The organism is Arthrobacter sp. JZ12 (assembly GCF_035189165.1).
Taxonomy (GTDB): Bacteria; Actinomycetota; Actinomycetes; order Actinomycetales; family Micrococcaceae; genus Arthrobacter_D.
This window is the reverse complement of sequence record NZ_CP045246.1, coordinates 1,986,550-2,002,402: the sequence shown is the minus strand read 5'-3', so window position 1 is coordinate 2,002,402 and position 15,853 is coordinate 1,986,550. Positions and strand designations below refer to the sequence as shown.

Sequence of the window (15,853 nt, the reverse complement as noted above, 5' to 3'; positions counted from 1 at the left end):
TCTAGCCGAGTGACGGAGCACGCGAAGGCGGCTCCGGTATGTGGACATTGCCCGTGGTGACACCGCCGGTGACAACCTCCGGAATATCGGGCTTGGCGTCCAACTGCGGCATGGGCGGAAGCGGTTCGCCGCCGTCGTCGTCCTTCTCGCTCTCCATGGCGCGCAGGGCCACAGCCACTTCATGGGCGTCGGGACGCGCCTGGGGATCCCGCGCAGTCATGCGGCTAAGGAGATCAACCCAGTCGGGACCGAGGGATTCGGGGATTTCCGGATCCCGGAGCAGGCGGGCCACAGCGGCCTCGACAATCGGTCCAGGGAAAGCCTTTTCGCCGGTCAAACACTCCAGGAGCACGAGTCCCAGCGAGTAGATGTCTGTGCGTGGTTCCACCGTTGTGCCCGCAGCCTGTTCCGGGCTGAGGTAATTGGCCGTTCCAATGGTTGCGCCGTGCGCTGTGGACTGGGTTGCCTCAACCATCCGGGCGATGCCAAAGTCGGTCAGCTTGGGGTACAGGCGTGTGTCGTGTTCACCCGAGTGATACATCAGGATGTTTGCCGGCTTCACGTCGCGGTGGATGACACCCTTGGCGTGAATGTAGGCGAGCGCATCGGCGAGGTCAGCGCCCAGTTGGGCCACGTGCTCCGGAGCAAGCGGCCCGGACTTCAACAGCTTGCGAAGGTCCAGCCCGTCCACCAGCTCCATAACCAGGAAACTGGTGGTCTTTCCGCTGCCGTCATCCTGCAGGCCGGCGTCGTGAAGCGTCACCAGACCAGGATGGTTCAGGGTTGAGAGCAGCAGTGTCTCGGTGTGCTGGCGACGGTAATCGTCGTCGTCCGAGGTGGTGGGGTTGAAAACCTTGACTGCGACATCCCGGCCGAGGTTCCGGTCCAGTGCCCGAAACACCGATGCTGCGCCGCCGGTACCAATCAACTCAACGGGTTGATACCGCTCGGCCAGGAGTTCATCCACGTGAGACCTCCGGGGAGAAAGAAGGGATTTAAAAGTAAGAGCAGAATTCGGATCAGCATGAGGTGATAAGCATGCTGATCACCACCACTATTCTACCTTGTTCATACGGGTGCAACAGGCCGCGCATTACCGCTAGGGGCAATGTTCGGCAATCGTTACCGAGCACGAGGCTTCTATCTGCCGAGGAACTCCAGTGCCGCCTCTTTGAAGGCCCTCGAGGTTACGGCGTTTGCATGAGTCCGCCCGGGCAGCCAGAGCACTTCTGCCTGCCCGCTCAGGGCTGCAAGTTCCGGCATTGTCTCTGCGCGCTCATCCGCGTCCCCGGCAACCAGAAGCAGGGGCATGCGCGGTACGGCCTCTGCGGGGATGTAGGGCTCGCGCTTGATCGCCTCGACCATGGTCAGGAGCGCGAAGATGTCGTTGGTATGTATCAGCTGCGCCATGCGCAGCAGCTCCTGTGTGGACTTGTCGTTAATCGGAGTCCCGTCGCTTAGGAACCGTTGCGCGGCGGCAAGGTCGAAGGCTGCGAGCGGGTCGCCGCTTCCGGGGCCGCCGAGTACCATGCGGTGGACCAGCTCGGGCTGGGTGGCGCCGAACTCCCAGGCGAGCCTCGATCCCAGGGAGTAGCCGATGATATCGACGCCCGTCGCCGGCTGGTTCTCGACGATCGGGTGGACGTGGGCATCCTGGAGGATCTGCAGAAGATCGGCGCGGATGCGGCTGGGGGAGTAGGCATCCATTTCCTCGGGTGCGGCGCTGGCCCCGTGCCCCGGAAGATCCATTGTGATCACCGTGCGGCCCGCCTCGGTAAGGGCGCGCACCCAGCCCGAATCTATCCAGTTAAGCTTCGCCGATGATGCGAAGCCATGCAGGAGGAGGACCGGCCTCAACTCACTGGCGGTGGCCGGCTCGTACACTGACACGCTGATTCGTGGGTCCGTGCCCTCAACCAGATGGCCGCTGTGACGTCCCATGCGTTTCCTCCCAGTCCTCGAATGCCCTGTCTGAACTCTAATCACGAAACCGGCGTGGGGCGACGGGCTTCGAGTACCTGGTGCGCCTCGCGTGAACGAGGGAGCCGCGTGCGCGGTGGGGCTTGGCGGGGCGGTAGGGGGCTTAAAGAGGAATGCGGCGAAGAACTGTGCTCCATTGAACAGATCTCCGCCGCCCGGCCAGCGTGGCCAACCTCTGTGACTTTAGTCACCCGCGATCAGCGGATGCAAATTGCCATCGTCACATTGCGGCATGTTCCTCCTGTCGGCCTCCGGGAGTGAGTTATAGTCGAAGTGACCATAACTAACACTGGGATGGGATTCAGACGGAAGGGGTGGCAGGTGGCGGCAGTGTATGCGAATGTTTCCGAGCGAAACCAGCAGCCGCCGTCGTTGGCTATTTCCACCGTCATCTTCGCGCTCCGGCCGAGCGAGTCGTCGGGCAGGCCCACGCTGTGGCTGCCGCTCGTGCGCCGCATCCGGCAGCCATACCTGGGACAGTGGGCCCTTCCGGGAGGACCCCTGGCGCATTCGGAGTCGCTTCAGGACGCAGCCGCCCGGAACCTGTTGGAGACCACTGGGCTGGCGCCCCGGTACCTTGAACAGCTCTACGCCTTCGGCGGCCTCCACAGATCGGTAGGCCAGCGGCTGGTGTCCATCGTGTACTGGGCGCTTGTCCAACCAAGTGAGGCGGAGCTGACCCGTGAATCGGAGAACGTGAAGTGGTTCCGAGCTGACCGCCTTGAAGCGCTGGCGTTCGATCATAACGAGATCGTCGACTACGCACTCTGGCGGCTCCGAAACAAGGTGGAATACGGCTCCATCGCCTACTCCTTCCTTGGGGAGCGGTTCACACTGGCGCAGGTCCGCGAAGTCTATGAAGCGGTATTGGACAAGGAACTGGACCCGGCCAACTTCCGCCGGCAGTTGCGTTCAACGCCCTACATCGAAGCAACCGACGAGTACCTCACGGGCACCCGGCACCGTCCTCCGCGGCTGTACCGATATGCAGGGCCGGCACTCGATGACGGAAAGCACGGCCAGGCCGAGTCAGTCAGCCAGGCCGAGTCAGTCAGCCAGGCCGAGTCAGTCAGCCAGGCCGAGTCGGCCGGGACACCTTGAACCACACCAAAAAGTCGAACCATCCACCGGCTCACGAGAGCGGGTGTCACCAACGGAGAGTCGCATGACCAGCATCAACACAGCCATCCAGCTCATCACCCGTGAGGATGCAGAGCGGGCGCAGCCGGGCGGCAGCACCTGCAGCCCTGACCTCGCGAAAGGCCCCTGGGAGTTCGACCTTCCTGCCGTCCCCGACTACGGTCCCGGTGCGTCCATGCAGGACATTGCGCCGCCGTCGACCCCCCGCCAGGACGTACTACCCGAGGAGTACCGCCTCGCCGACGACGCGGAACTCGACGCCCGCATCACGGCCGCGAAGGAGGCGCTCGGCGACCGGCTGGTTATTCTCGGGCACTTCTACCAGCGGGATGAAGTGGTGAAGCACGCGGATTTCCTTGGCGATTCATTCCAGCTCGCCAACGCCGCGCTGACCCGCCCGGACGCCGAAGCGATCGTCTTCTGCGGTGTGCATTTCATGGCCGAGACAGCGGACATCCTGTCCCGTCCCGACCAGAACGTCATCCTGCCCAACCTGGCGGCCGGTTGCTCAATGGCGGACATGGCGGACATCGACTCGGTCACCGATTGCTGGGAGCAGCTTGAAGAGCTCTTCGGTACCGAAGCCGACGACGCCGGTAGGCAGCCCGTTATCCCGGTCACCTACATGAACTCCTCGGCCGCCCTGAAGGCTTTCTGCGGCCGGCACGGCGGAATTGTCTGCACCTCCTCGAACGCTGCGACAGTTCTCGAGTGGGCGTTCGAACGCGGGCAACGGGTGCTCTTCTTCCCGGACCAGCACCTTGGACGCAACACGGCGAAGGCGATGGGCGTGCCGCTTGAGCAGATGCCCATGTGGAATCCGCGCAAGGTGCTCGGCGGCAGCACCGAGGAAGAACTGCTGGAGGCGAAAGTGATTCTCTGGCACGGCTTCTGCTCTGTTCACAAGCGCTTCACCGTGGCCCAGATTGAGAAGGCCCGTGCTGAGCATCCCGGCGTGCGTGTGATTGTCCACCCCGAATGTCCGATGCCGGTGGTTGACGCCGCTGATGAGGCCGGCTCCACCGACTACATCCGCAAGGCAATCGAGGCGGCCGAACCCGGCACAACGTTCGCCGTGGGCACCGAGATCAACATGGTCAATCGGCTTGCGCTCGAATATCCCCAGCACACCATCTTCTGCCTTGATCCGGTCATTTGCCCCTGCTCCACCATGTACCGGATCCACCCGGGTTACCTGGCGTGGGTTCTCGAGGGACTCGTGGCCGGGGAGGTGCGGAACCAGGTGCGCGTAGGTAAAGACGTTGCGGCTGATGCCCGGGTTGCGCTTGAGCGGATGCTGGCAGCGAAGCCGTGACACACGTCCTGGTGGTCGGCAGCGGCATTGCCGGCCTCGCTACGGCCCTGGAACTGCGCAGGCTCACGAACGTGCAGGTCACGGTCCTTGCCAAGGGCACGCTGCAGGACAGCAACACCTGGTACGCACAGGGCGGCATTGCGGCAGTTCTTCCCGGGGCTGGTGCGGCAATCCCCCGCAGTGGTGAAAGTTGCAGCGGTGACATTAGCAGCGGTGACAGCACGGCACTCCATCTGGCGGACACGCTCGCTGCGGGCGCCGGTGCCTGCGATGAGCGGGCGGTGCACGCGCTCGTTGCCGGAGCGGGGGATTCCATCCGGCGTCTGGTCGAGGTGGGTACGGAGTTCGACCGGACGTCCGACGGCAGTCTTGCGCTCGGTACCGAAGCAGCCCATTCAGCGGCCCGCATCCTGCACATTGGAGGAGACGCGACGGGAGCCGGCATAGCCCGTTCGCTGATCCGTGCAGCCCGAGCGGACACGGGCATCACCCTGCTGGAGAACGCCTTTCTGGCAGATCTGGTGACCGAAGCGGGGGAGGTGACCGGCGGCGTCGTTATGGTGGGCGGCGACAGCCGGCACGAGGGAAAGAAGCTGCAGCTCGCGGCGGACGCCGTCGTGCTCGCCACCGGCGGCGCGGGCGGGATGTTCCAGGCGAGCACCAATCCTTCAATGGCCACCGCCGACGGCGTCGCGGCAGCCTGGCGGGCAGGTGCAGTGCTGGCGGATCTCGAGTTCTTCCAATTCCATCCCACTTCGCTCGACGTCCCTGGACATCCCCTCATCTCCGAGGCTGTCCGGGGTGAGGGCGCGGTACTGCGAGATGCAGCAGGCCGGCGGTTCCTCAAGGACTACCATCCGGCAGGCGAGCTCGCGCCGCGGGACGTCGTCTCCCGCAGCATCGCCTTCCACCTGGCCGCGACCGATGGGCGCCAGGTGTACCTCGACGCGACCGGGCTCGGCGCGGATTTCCTCTCCGCACGCTTCCCGGGCCTGACCGAGACCACCAGGCGGGCGGGATTCGATTGGTCCCGGGAGGTTATCCCCGTTGTGCCCGCGGCCCACTACTGGATGGGGGGCGTGGCCACCGACACCGAGGGCCGGACGTCGCTGCCCCGTCTCTACGCAGTGGGAGAAGTGGCACGGACCGGAGTGCACGGAGCCAACCGCCTGGCGTCCAATTCCCTCCTTGAAGGGCTTGTCTTCGGCATCCGGGCCGCAGGCGCGATCGTGTCCGGCTCGTGTCGCAGGTTCAGCCCCGAGGCGCACGCGCTTCAAACCTCCTCGGGACCGGAACCGGCAACCCGCGCAGACGTGCGCCGCGTAATGTCGGAACACGTCTCCGTTCTGAGGGATGAAGCCGGACTACGAGTGGCCTCGAAGCAGCTCGCACAATGGCACGTCGACGGCTCCACGCGCGAGCACAGGGAGACGGCGAACCTCCTGCTGTGCGCCGCGCTGCTGGTCCGGGCCGCGGCCTTGCGGCAGGAATCGCGCGGTGCCCACTTCCGCACCGACTTCCCCCGGACCGATGCGGCATACGCCGGTCCCATAATGCTCAGGAGCACACCATGACTGCAGTACAGACGTCCGCACCCGCACTGATCAGGCCATCGGCGTCCGACGTCGACAGGATCGTTGCTGCCGCGCTCGCCGAAGATGCCCCTTGGGGAGACGTGACATCCCAGGCACTCATTCCCGAGGATGCGCGGGCGGAGGCGAGGATCGTAGCCCGAGAGCCCGGAACCTTCTGCGGGGAGCAGGTCATTGAGGCGGCCATGCGGCTGACCGACTTCCGCATCACCGTTACCTTCCAAGTGTCGGATGGTGAAGCGTTCGACGCAGGGGCTGTGCTCGCGGTCGTCGACGGGCCTGCCCGGTCTGTACTGACCGCAGAGCGGGTTGCCCTCAACCTGGCGCAACGGTTGAGCGGCATCACCACGCTGACCCGTCGCTTCGTTGACGAGGTGGCCGGAACAGGCGCACGCGTAGTCGATACTCGGAAGACGACGCCGGGTTTGCGAGTCCTTGAACGGTACGCAGTGCGATGCGGTGGAGGCGCCAACCACCGCTTCAGCCTGTCCGACGCCGTGATGGCGAAGGATAATCACCTGGCGGTACTCACCCGGGGCGGCACGGTCGGACTGACGGAAGCGCTGCGGGAGGCAAAAAGAAGAATCCCGCATACGGTCCATGTCGAGGTCGAAGTCGACCGGCTGGACCAGATCGAGCCGGTGCTGGCAGCAGGAGTCGGCACGATCATGCTCGACAACTTCAGCCTCGAGGACCTTGAAGCAGGGGTGAAGCAGGTGGCCGGACGCGCACTGGTGGAAGCCAGCGGCAACGTGCGGCTGGAAACCATCGGTGCGATCGCGCGCACCGGCGTCGACATCATCTCCTCCGGCGCCCTGACTCATAGCGTCCGCGCGCTGGATCTGGGCCTGGATATCCAGATCGACGCCGTAGCCGGGGCTGCCGCTGAGGACGGCCGCAGATGATTTATCTGGATGCTGCGGCAACCGCGCCGGTGCGCCGGGAGGTGCTCGAGGCGATGTGGCCCCTGTTCACGTCCGACTACGGTAACCCGAGCAGCCACCACACCGTGGGGGAGTCAGCGGCGCGCGCCCTGGATTACGCCCGCCGCCTGGTCGCGACTGAGCTGAATTGTCGACCGGCTGACGTTGTCTTCACTTCCGGTGGTACCGAGGCAGACAACCTCGCCATCAAGGGGATTGCACTGGCGACGCCTCGCGGCCGGCACATCGTGGCCTCGGCAATCGAGCATCCCGCGGTGCTTGAGACGCTCGACTACCTGAAGCGCCTTCACGGGTTCCGCATTACGCTTCTCCCCGTGACATCCGCCGGCCTCGTGGAGCCGGAAATCCTGCGGAACGCGCTGGCGCCCGACACCACGCTGTGCACGATCATGTACGCGAACAACGAAGTGGGCACAGTCCAACCGCTTCCGGAATTGGCGCGCATCTGCCGCGAATACTCTGTGCCCTTCCACACCGACGCCGTGCAGGCGGCCGGCTGGTTGCCGCTGGATACCGCCGAACTGGGCGTGGACGCCATGAGCATCTCGGGGCACAAGCTCGGGGCGCCCAAGGGCTCCGGTGTGCTCTTTGCCCGCTCCCGGATTCCACTGGAACCGCTCATCCACGGCGGGGGGCAGGAGAGAGGTAAAAGGTCCGGTACCGAGAACGTGGCCGGAGCCGTGGCAGTGGCCACAGCGATCTGCCTCGCACAGCAGGAGCGGGAGAGCAACTGTGCTGCGTCAGTAGCCCGCCGCAACCACCTGATCAACACTGTGCTGACCGGAATCGAGGGCGCGATCCTGACCGGTGATGCACAGAAGCGGCTGCCGAACCTGGCCTCTTTCTGCTTTCCCGGAGCCAGCGGAGAAGCGATCCTGCTGGAGCTGGAACGGGCAGGCGTGATTTCCTCGTCCGGCTCCGCGTGCGCTGCTGGCGACAGCGAACCGTCAACCGTCCTCCTCGCCCTCGGCATTGATTCCGACATCGCTCAGACGGCGCTGCGGCTGTCCTGGACGCCTGCAACCACTGACGCCGAAATAGCGCTCGCAGCGCGCTCGGTGGTTGCGTCGGTGCGCGCAGTGCAGGCCCTAAAGTAGGGGCAGGGTTATCGAAAGGACTCCGCCATGAGGCGACAGTTACGCTCACGACTGCTCGGCGCCGTCGTACTGGTGGTTGCCGCGGCAGGAGTCACCGGGTGTGACGATTTCGTCATCGGGGACCGTCCGCCGGCCAGCAGTTCGCCCAGCCCTTCCAGCGCTCCGGCCTCCCCGTCGCCGAGCACTACGCCTGAGGCGCTCCCCATGCTGCCGGAGAGGGCGGCGCCGGGTGGTGGCTGGACGGTCTTCACCGATGACCAGCGCCTGATCAGCTTCGAGGTGAGGGAAGAGTGGACCGTCGATCCCATCGAGGACCTGGGCGAGGGATTTGAGGAGGGCGGGCTTCACTTCTCCGTTTCGAACGCCGACGGCGCAATCCTTGCCCAATTGCATACCCGCATTGCCGAACCTTCCGATGAATGCAAGCCGGAGAGCGCGAGCCCCTACTTGGTGCTGGCCAGTGAACCGGTGGACCTACCGTCCACAGCGGCAGCAGAGGGATCGATCGAGCCCCGGTTCGTCGTCCGGGTCATCCAGGGCTTCCGCTTCTTCAGTTCGTTCGGCGTAACGGACCGCGTCGGCGGAGCGGACGGGGCGGCGTGCACCCTGTACAACACTGTTCAGGGCCCCGAGCACATCGGACTGTATTCATTTGGTGACTCCGTCGGGCTGCGGGCGCTGGAACCGTCGCAGGTCAGTTCCCGGACTCCGTCATTCGCAACAATCGCAGAGGCCCAGGGCCGGTTCAACAGGGACGACTTCGACAGTATCCGCCGGATGGTCATGTCTCTGCAGGTGGCCGGATAGGCAAGGGCCGGTTCGGGAGACGCCGGCTAGGCAGAGGCCGGCTAGCCGGAAACGGCCTTGCTTACATCGGCGGGTGATTCGTACTCCTGGTCCGGAATGTTTCGGAGAGCCTCGAGCACTGAGTCGTCAGCGCCCGAGTTCTCCGCATTGTTCACCAGGTCCTCCCGGGACGCGGGGTAGCTGATGCCGCCGAGGGCCTTCTGGATGTCGATGGGGCTGGGTGAATCTGCCACGGTGTTCCTTCCGTTGATGCCGACAACGGAATCAACAGTATGCTTACCAATCCTGCGTTCTCAAGGGGCTGCAGGAAGGTCCTGGTACCGGACGCCGGTGAGTTCCTCGCTTGCGGACCAGAGGCGTGCCGCGGTTACGGGATCCAGAACCGCAGGCGCCGGGGCAACGAGGACCGGGTTACCGCGGGTCTCACCGGCGCCGTCGGGCCCGTAGTAGTCTCCGCCGCGGACCTGCGCACCGGTGGCAGCAAGGAGGATAGGCTTCGCCCCGTCAGCATCCGACTGGCCCATCACGCGGATCGCACCTCCGAGCAGGTCGAGCACCGCAGCGCCCCGCACGCCGTTGGTGAGGTTGGTGGTGGACAGGCCCGGGTGGGCAGCGCAGGCGATCAGGGGCCATCCCGCTGCCCGAAGGCGGCGGTCAAGTTCCATGGTGAACAGCAGGTTTGCCAGCTTGCTCTGGCCGTATGCCTTCCATGACCTGTAGCGGCCATGTGCGTTCAGATCCGAAAAATCGATCCGCCCCCGGCGGTGGGCGAGCGACGATACCGTCACTACACGGCCCGACGGCGATGAACGCAGCGCGCCCAGAAGCAGGCCCGTGAGGGCGAAGTGGCCTAGGTGGTTGATTCCGAACTGCTGTTCGAAACCGTCAACCGTATGGCGCAGCGGTGTTGCCATCACGCCCGCGTTGTTGACCAGAATGTCGAGCGCGCCCGTCCAGTCCCGGGCGAATCCACGGATGGAGGCGAGGTTTGCCAGGTCGAGCGATCGAAGCTCGAGCCGATCGCTGCCGGAAGCCTTCCTGGCCGTCTGCAGAGCGGCGGCGCCACGCTCCTGGTCCCGGCACGCCAGCACCACGGATGCTCCGCGGCGTGCAAGCCCGATCACGGTCTGGAGCCCGATACCGCTGTTGGCTCCCGTCACGACGGCGGTCCGGCCCTCCAGGCCCCCATCCTGCGGGCTGTCTGTCGGCTGTGGATTCACAAGGAGCGCCTTTCCCGTCGTACCGTGTTACAGCCAGTGTTCCAGAACCGCGAACCTGACCGCTCATCGAATCCCTGAGGAGCTTCCAGCCAATGAACCGATCTGTCACGGCTCACTTGACCGCGCGTACGCAGGCAAACACCGAAATCGCACTGTCGGTGGCGGTGGCCCGGAACCCGGGCTACACCGCACTCAACGAGACACTCGTTGTCACGGCGGACGGCGAGGAGATCCAGGCACGCGAGGTGCAGGACCACCACGGCGGTGTTCTGCACGCACTGACAATCGAGAAGCCCGCCCAACTGGAGGTGACCTATCGTGCTGAGGTGGCGGGCGCCGCGACACCGCCGAACCCGGACGCCGGGGACCTTATTCGGTACGTGCGCCCCAGCCGCTATTGTGATTCCGACCGGTTGCTGCCTACGTCGTACTCCCTTTTCGGAAGCCTGCGCGGCAGCGAACTGTTGGCGGCCGTCCGCGAATGGGTCAACTCGAACCTGAGCTACGTTTCCGGCTCCTCCCGCCACACGGACGGCGCCTCCGATACGCTCATGGCACGCCGCGGGGTCTGCCGCGACTACGCACATCTGGCAATCTCGCTGCTCCGTGCGAAGGACGTACCTGCGCGGCTCGCCTCGGCCTACGCGCCCGGGCTGAATCCCATGGACTTCCATGCCGTCGTCGAAGCCTGGGTGGACGGTGCGTGGCACGTCATCGACGCCACCGGGCTGGCTCCGCGCTCCACCCTGCTTCGCATCGCGACGGGCCGGGACACTGCCGACACGGCCTTTCTTTCCACGGTGGGCGGGAGCCTCAGCCTGCAGACGTTGAAAGTCACGGCGGAAGCGGATGAAGTGCACGACGACGACGGCACCTCGCTGCTTCAGCTCCGCTGAGTCCGCCCTGGCTCAGCGCCGGCCCTGCACCGCCGGTCGGGACGGGGGTTACGGGTTTCCGTCCTCCAGGCCGCGGCGGATCTTGCTCGTCAGGGTCAACAGCTGTTCCATCTCCTCCGCGTTCAGAAGCGGGCCGAGGAGCTCATGAATGCTCCGCACATGCGCGGCACCGATTTCACGCTGAAGTTCCCTCCCGGCGTCGGTCAGGGCCAGCAGGACACCCCGCTGGTCCTCTGGAGCCTGCCGGCGCTGGATGAGGCCCTTGTGTTCAAGCCGCTCGACCATACGGCTGAGGCTGGGCTGGCTGATCAGGAGGTGGTTGTTCAATTCGTTCAGGCGGGTCCAGCCGGTGGGGCAGCGGCTGAGGTTGAACAGTACGTCGTACTCACCCATCGCCAGGCGGTGGAACGAGGGGTCGCGCCGCAGCCTGCGCATCACCGCCACCTGGGTCCGGAAAAGCGATTCCCAGGCGTCGGCGGTGAGGCGCAGCGGGGTTACTGCAGGATCAGGCATTCGCGGACACCGCGGCCTTACGGTTCTCGAATGTCGGGGGAGCGGGAACGGTTGCGGGGGTGCGCTCGGCGAACTCCTTGCGCAGCGTGGGCAGGACCTCGGCGCCGAATAGGTCCAACTGTTCCAGCACGGTCTTCAGCGGCAGGCCGGCGTGATCCACCAGGAACAGCTGCCGCTGGTAGTCACCGAAGAATTCCCGGAAGGTCAGCGTCTTGTCGATAAGCTCCTGCGGGCTGCCCACCGTCAGGGGAGTCTGCGAGGTGAAGTCCTCCAGCGACGGACCGTGTCCGTAGACCGGCGCGTTGTCGAAGTAGGGCCGGAACTCCCGTACCGCATCCTGCGAGTTGGGCCGGATGAAGAACTGCCCGCCCAGACCGACAATCGCCTGCTCGGGGGTGCCGTGACCGTAGTGCGCGTAACGCTCACGGTAGAGCTTGATCAGCTGCTGGTAGTGCTCCTTGGGCCAAAAGATATTGTTCGCGAAGTAACCGTCGCCGTAGTAGGCGGCGATTTCAGCGACCTGCGGGGTGCGGATGGAGCCGTGCCACACGAACGGGGGCACGCCGTCGAGCGGGCGTGGAGTGGAAGTGAAGTTGTGGAGGGGAGTGCGGTGCTTGCCTTCCCACGTGACGACGTCCTCATCCCACAACCGGCGCAGGAGGTGGTAGTTCTCCACGGTCAGGTCCACGCTGTCCTGCGGGTTCTTGCCGAACCAGGGGTAGACAGGCGCCGTGTTTCCACGGCCAAGGATCAGGTCCACACGTCCGTCGGCGAGATGCTGGAGCATCGCGTAGTCCTCGGCAATCTTCACCGGGTCGTTCGTGGTGATCAGCGTGGTAGAGGTCGACAGGATGATGCGCGAAGTCTGCGCAGCCACATAGCCGAGCATGGTCGTGGGGGAGCTGGGCACGAAGGGGCGGTTGTGGTGCTCGCCGGTGGCGAAGACGTCGAGTCCGACATCCTCGGCGTGCTTGGCGATGGTCACCATCGCCTTGATGCGCTCGTGCTCGGTGGGGGCGGTGCCGTTGGTGGGGTCGACCGTCACGTCGCCGACAGTGAAGATACCGATCTGCATGGAATTCCTCCTTATGAAGTACATGCATTTGCATCTACTGTACCGTGTAACCGGCCTCCTCACGGATTTGTTCCCACTCGTCGTTCGGCTCATTCCGGCGCTCACGCCGTCCTTCCACCAGCCTGTAAAGGACAGGCACCAGCACGAGGGTCAGGAGCGTGGAGGAGACAAGACCGCCAATGACGACGACGGCGAGCGGCTGGGAAATGAACCCGCCTTCCCCTGTGAGCCCGAGCGCCATGGGAGTGAGCGCGAAGACTGTCGCGAGGGCCGTCATGAGGATCGGGCGCAGCCTCTGCCGGGCGCCGCGCGTGATTGCCTCGGCGACGCTGAGGCCGGGAGCGCCGTCGTGGGGCCGACGGTACTGGTTGATGAGGTCGATGAGGACAATCGCGTTGGTCACCACGATGCCCACCAGCATCAGCATGCCGATCAGCGATGGCAGGCCCAGGGGGATCTGGGTGATGACCAGCAGGGCGATCGCGCCGGTCGCGGCAAAGGGCACGGAGACCAGCAGGATCAGCGGCTGGATGAGGCTCTTGAACGTGGCCACCATGATGACGTAGACGATCGCGACAGCCGCCCACAACGCAAGGAACAGTTGCCCGAAGGACTCCGCCTGCTGCTCCGAAGCACCACCAAGCTCAACGGCCGCGCCCGCAGGTAGCGATACAGCCTCCAGCCGCTCCGTCACCGCCGCGGTGAGGGCACCGAGGTTGTCCTCGGAGGGCGCGATCGACACGCGAGCAGTCCGTTCGCCGTTGGAACTGGTGATTGTCAGCGGTACCTCCACCTCCTCCACGGTTGCGACGTCCGTGAGCCGCACTGGCCCGGCCGGGCCGGGCAGGGTGAGGTCGCGCAGTTGGTCAAGGCCGGTGATCTCGGTGCCTTCACCGATGAGAATGGGGTAGTCGGTTGCGTCGAGCCGTACGGTGCCACCCGGAAGGGCGCTGATGCTGCCCCCAAGCAGCCCGCCGATCTGGCTCTCCGTGAGGCCCGCCTGAACGGCGGCTGCACGGTCGACGCTGATCTGGATCTGCGGTTGGGCCGACTCAAGGTTGCTGGTGACATCGCGGGCGCCCGGCAGGCCGTCCATGGCGCTGACGACGGCGTCGCTCGCTTCGAAGAGCACGCCGGGTTCCGGTGCCGTGATGTTGACGTCGACGGTGTTCGACGTGCCGAACCCGCCCTGCTGGCTGGACACCGAGATTTCTCCGGCGTCCTGAAGATCATCGAGCGCGCTTCGAACCTCGTTCTGTAACTGCTGCTGGTCGGCGTCTTCCTCGGTGGTCACCGTGAACTGGGCGGTGGCAGCGCCCGCGGAAAAGCGGGCCCCCACGGCGCCGGACGCGTTTCCAACGGTCACCTGTACATCCCGGACGGCCTCGAACCGGGACAGGACCTCCTCAACGCGCTCTGCTTCGGCAACCGTGTTCTCCAGGCTCGAGCCGGGCTGCTGCCGCTGGGTGACACTGAAGCTGTTCTGGCCGGTGTTGCCCAGGAGATTGGTCTGCATGAACGGCACCATCGCAACCGTGCCCGCCAGCACCAGCACGCCTGCGACGACGGTCCACACGGGGTGCCGCTGGGTAACGGCGAGAACGGGGAGGTAACCACGCTGGAGCCAGGAACGCTGCTCCTTCTCCTCGGCGCGCCGCCGTTGCTCCGCAGAGGGGCTGAATCCTCGGGGGCGCTCTTCGCCTGGTTCATTCGGAGACTGCGTGCGCGGCAGGAACCAGTACGCGAGTACCGGGACGATTGTCAGGGACACGGCCAGCGAAGCCAGGAGTGCGATGGTCACGGTGAGTGCGAACGGCCGGAACAGTTCTCCGGCCAGGTCGCCGACAAACGCGATCGGAGCGAACACCGCCACAGTGGTCAGCGTTGACGCCGTGATGGCACCGGCAACCTCACGAATCGCAGTAAGGATTGCCGTTCGCTTGTCTTCGCCGTAATTCAGGTGCCGCTTGATGTTCTCGATGACCACGATCGAGTCATCGACCACGCGCCCGATCGCAATGGTCAGTGCGCCCAGCGTCAGGATGTTGAGGGAATAGCCGGTAGCGGCCAGCCCGATGAAGGTGATCAGCAGGGACAGTGGAATGGACAGCGCCGTCACCAGGGTGGAGCGGACGGAGAGCAGGAAGACCAGGATGATGAGGACGGCGAAACCCAGCCCCAGCAGACCCTCAGTGGTGAGGTTGGCGATCGACCGCTCGATGAACGGCGCCTGGTCGAAGATTACGGTGATGTCGGCCCCGTCGCCCAACTCCGTCTCCAGCTCGGGGATCAATGTGCTGACCGCGTTGGAGACTGTGACCGTGTCCGCTGACGGCACTTTGGTGACGGTCAGGGCGAGTGTTTCGACGCCGTTGGTCCGCGTGATGGAGGTGGCGTCGTCGTCGGCAATTGCCACCTCTGCAACTTGGCCGATAGTCACAGGGGTCACCGGAGTATCCGGTGCACCGGAAACCCCGGGCAGACCGGTGCCGGGCGCGGCGGGGGAGTCGGCTGGTTCCGCGGGCAGGATCGGCAGGTTCCGGATGTCGTCGAGGGACGCGATGGGACTTCCAGCCTGGACGGTCAGCGAGCGCTCGCCTTCCTCCAGCGTGCCGACAGGGAAGAGTGCGCCGTTGTTTTCGAGGGAATCGGCGATATCTCCGACGGACAGACCCTGGGCGCGGAGGTCATCCTGCCGCGGCAGGATCGAAATGTGCTGCTCGGCTCCACCCGTGATGTCCGCGCTGCGTACGCCCTCGACCTTCTGCAGTCGCGGGACGGTAAGGCGGGAGAGCTCCTCGCCGAGTTCGCTCAACGATCGATCAGACGAAACCGCCATGAAAACCACGGGCAGGTCATTGACGCTGCCCGCCAGGGACTGCGGCTCGACGTCTTCGGGAAGCAGCGGGCGAGCCGATGAGATGGCCCGGTCCACCTGCCCCCGGGCCCGGTCAAGGTCCGTGCCATAGGCGAACATGAGGCTGATGGTCGAGACGCCGTTGCGGGAGGTGGCCGAGGACGACTCGAGCCCCTCGACACCGCTCAAGGCGCTTTCGAGGGGCTCGCTGACCTGTTTGTCCAGGTACTCCGGGCCGGCTCCGGGCACCGTCGAGACGACGGTGATCTGCGGGAACTCGAGGGATGGAATGAGTTCCTGCTTCAGGGAACCCATTGTGATCACACCGAATACTGCCGCGAAGACAGTGATCAGCGCGATCAGCGCACGGTTTCCCAGTGAGAGCTGCGCCAGTCGAAACATCGGTTCTGCCTTCTG

14 protein-coding genes are annotated in these 15,853 nt (G+C 65.1%); 7 read left to right on the top strand and 7 right to left on the bottom strand.

All coding sequences use genetic code 11. The features are described 5' to 3' along the window. Position 1: 1 nt before the first annotated feature. Together GC088_RS09275 and GC088_RS09270 are read right to left on the bottom strand one after the other, a co-directional pair. A complete protein-coding gene (locus tag GC088_RS09275; RefSeq protein WP_323958724.1) occupies positions 2–967 on the bottom strand; it encodes a serine/threonine-protein kinase in 966 nt (321 codons plus the stop codon). A gap of 173 nt (positions 968–1,140) precedes the next feature. After that, positions 1,141–1,941 carry an alpha/beta fold hydrolase gene (locus GC088_RS09270; protein ID WP_323958723.1) on the bottom strand — a complete coding sequence of 267 codons (801 nt, stop codon included), beginning with the start codon at positions 1,939–1,941 and terminating at the stop codon, positions 1,141–1,143. Positions 1,942–2,274: 333 nt separating this feature from the next. On the opposite strand from GC088_RS09270, the gene GC088_RS09265 reads away from it, so the two are divergent. From GC088_RS09265 to GC088_RS09240, 6 genes are all read left to right on the top strand, one after another. Then, positions 2,275–3,081, top strand: a complete 807-nt coding sequence (locus GC088_RS09265) for an NUDIX hydrolase (protein WP_416377448.1) — start codon at positions 2,275–2,277, stop codon at positions 3,079–3,081. Positions 3,082–3,145: 64 nt separating this feature from the next. Then, positions 3,146–4,435 carry a quinolinate synthase NadA gene (gene nadA / locus GC088_RS09260; protein WP_323958721.1) on the top strand — a complete coding sequence of 430 codons (1,290 nt, stop codon included), beginning with the start codon at positions 3,146–3,148 and terminating at the stop codon, positions 4,433–4,435. Continuing rightward, on the top strand, positions 4,432–6,009 hold the full coding sequence (gene nadB, locus GC088_RS09255) for an L-aspartate oxidase (RefSeq protein ID WP_323958720.1): 1,578 nt from the start codon (positions 4,432–4,434) through the stop codon (positions 6,007–6,009). Before nadA ends, nadB begins: the two co-directional genes overlap by 4 nt. Beyond that, positions 6,006–6,932: a carboxylating nicotinate-nucleotide diphosphorylase gene (gene nadC / locus GC088_RS09250; protein WP_323958719.1), complete on the top strand. Its 927-nt coding sequence runs from the start codon at positions 6,006–6,008 to the stop codon at positions 6,930–6,932. Before nadB ends, nadC begins: the two co-directional genes overlap by 4 nt. After that, positions 6,929–8,068: a cysteine desulfurase family protein gene (locus tag GC088_RS09245; protein WP_323958718.1), complete on the top strand. Its 1,140-nt coding sequence runs from the start codon at positions 6,929–6,931 to the stop codon at positions 8,066–8,068. The genes nadC and GC088_RS09245 overlap by 4 nt, the downstream gene beginning before the upstream one ends. A gap of 27 nt (positions 8,069–8,095) precedes the next feature. Further along, a complete protein-coding gene (locus tag GC088_RS09240; protein WP_323958717.1) occupies positions 8,096–8,875 on the top strand; it encodes a hypothetical protein in 780 nt (259 codons plus the stop codon). Positions 8,876–8,916: 41 nt separating this feature from the next. On the opposite strand, the gene GC088_RS09235 is transcribed toward GC088_RS09240, so the two are convergent. Both GC088_RS09235 and GC088_RS09230 read right to left on the bottom strand, forming a co-directional pair. After that, positions 8,917–9,108 carry a DUF2795 domain-containing protein gene (locus tag GC088_RS09235; protein WP_323958716.1) on the bottom strand — a complete coding sequence of 64 codons (192 nt, stop codon included), beginning with the start codon at positions 9,106–9,108 and terminating at the stop codon, positions 8,917–8,919. A gap of 60 nt (positions 9,109–9,168) precedes the next feature. After that, positions 9,169–10,095: an oxidoreductase gene (locus GC088_RS09230; RefSeq protein WP_323958715.1), complete on the bottom strand. Its 927-nt coding sequence runs from the start codon at positions 10,093–10,095 to the stop codon at positions 9,169–9,171. Between the two features lie 92 nt (positions 10,096–10,187). Here GC088_RS09230 and GC088_RS09225 point away from each other — a divergent pair, with 92 nt between their 5' ends. Beyond that, entirely contained in the window at positions 10,188–10,991 is an 804-nt protein-coding gene (locus GC088_RS09225; protein ID WP_323958714.1) for a transglutaminase-like domain-containing protein, read from the top strand. Between the two features lie 48 nt (positions 10,992–11,039). Here the strand turns inward: GC088_RS09225 and GC088_RS09220 are convergent, their stop codons facing one another. Genes GC088_RS09220 through GC088_RS09210 form a run of 3 tightly spaced genes read right to left on the bottom strand, consistent with a single transcriptional unit; the run spans position 11,040 to position 15,838 of the window. Beyond that, entirely contained in the window at positions 11,040–11,504 is a 465-nt protein-coding gene (locus tag GC088_RS09220) for a MarR family winged helix-turn-helix transcriptional regulator (protein ID WP_323958713.1), read from the bottom strand. Then, the gene (locus GC088_RS09215; RefSeq protein WP_323958712.1) at positions 11,497–12,579 is read right to left on the bottom strand and encodes an LLM class flavin-dependent oxidoreductase; all 1,083 of its coding nucleotides are present in this window, start codon (positions 12,577–12,579) and stop codon (positions 11,497–11,499) included. Before GC088_RS09215 ends, GC088_RS09220 begins: the two co-directional genes overlap by 8 nt. A gap of 34 nt (positions 12,580–12,613) precedes the next feature. Beyond that, positions 12,614–15,838 carry an efflux RND transporter permease subunit gene (locus tag GC088_RS09210; RefSeq protein WP_323958711.1) on the bottom strand — a complete coding sequence of 1,075 codons (3,225 nt, stop codon included), beginning with the start codon at positions 15,836–15,838 and terminating at the stop codon, positions 12,614–12,616. Between the last annotated feature and the right edge of the window lie 15 nt (positions 15,839–15,853).

Coding starts and splice junctions, on each gene's coding strand:
- GC088_RS09225 (WP_323958714.1), top strand. CDS start 10,188: ATGAACCGATCTGTCACGGCTCACTTGACCGCGCGTACGCAGGCAAAC.
- nadA (WP_323958721.1), top strand. CDS start 3,146: ATGACCAGCATCAACACAGCCATCCAGCTCATCACCCGTGAGGATGCA.
- GC088_RS09245 (WP_323958718.1), top strand. CDS start 6,929: ATGATTTATCTGGATGCTGCGGCAACCGCGCCGGTGCGCCGGGAGGTG.
- GC088_RS09265 (WP_416377448.1), top strand. CDS start 2,275: ATGGGATTCAGACGGAAGGGGTGGCAGGTGGCGGCAGTGTATGCGAAT.
- GC088_RS09240 (WP_323958717.1), top strand. CDS start 8,096: ATGAGGCGACAGTTACGCTCACGACTGCTCGGCGCCGTCGTACTGGTG.
- nadC (WP_323958719.1), top strand. CDS start 6,006: ATGACTGCAGTACAGACGTCCGCACCCGCACTGATCAGGCCATCGGCG.
- GC088_RS09210 (WP_323958711.1), bottom strand. CDS start 15,838: ATGTTTCGACTGGCGCAGCTCTCACTGGGAAACCGTGCGCTGATCGCG.
- GC088_RS09270 (WP_323958723.1), bottom strand. CDS start 1,941: ATGGGACGTCACAGCGGCCATCTGGTTGAGGGCACGGACCCACGAATC.
- GC088_RS09215 (WP_323958712.1), bottom strand. CDS start 12,579: ATGCAGATCGGTATCTTCACTGTCGGCGACGTGACGGTCGACCCCACC.
- GC088_RS09220 (WP_323958713.1), bottom strand. CDS start 11,504: ATGCCTGATCCTGCAGTAACCCCGCTGCGCCTCACCGCCGACGCCTGG.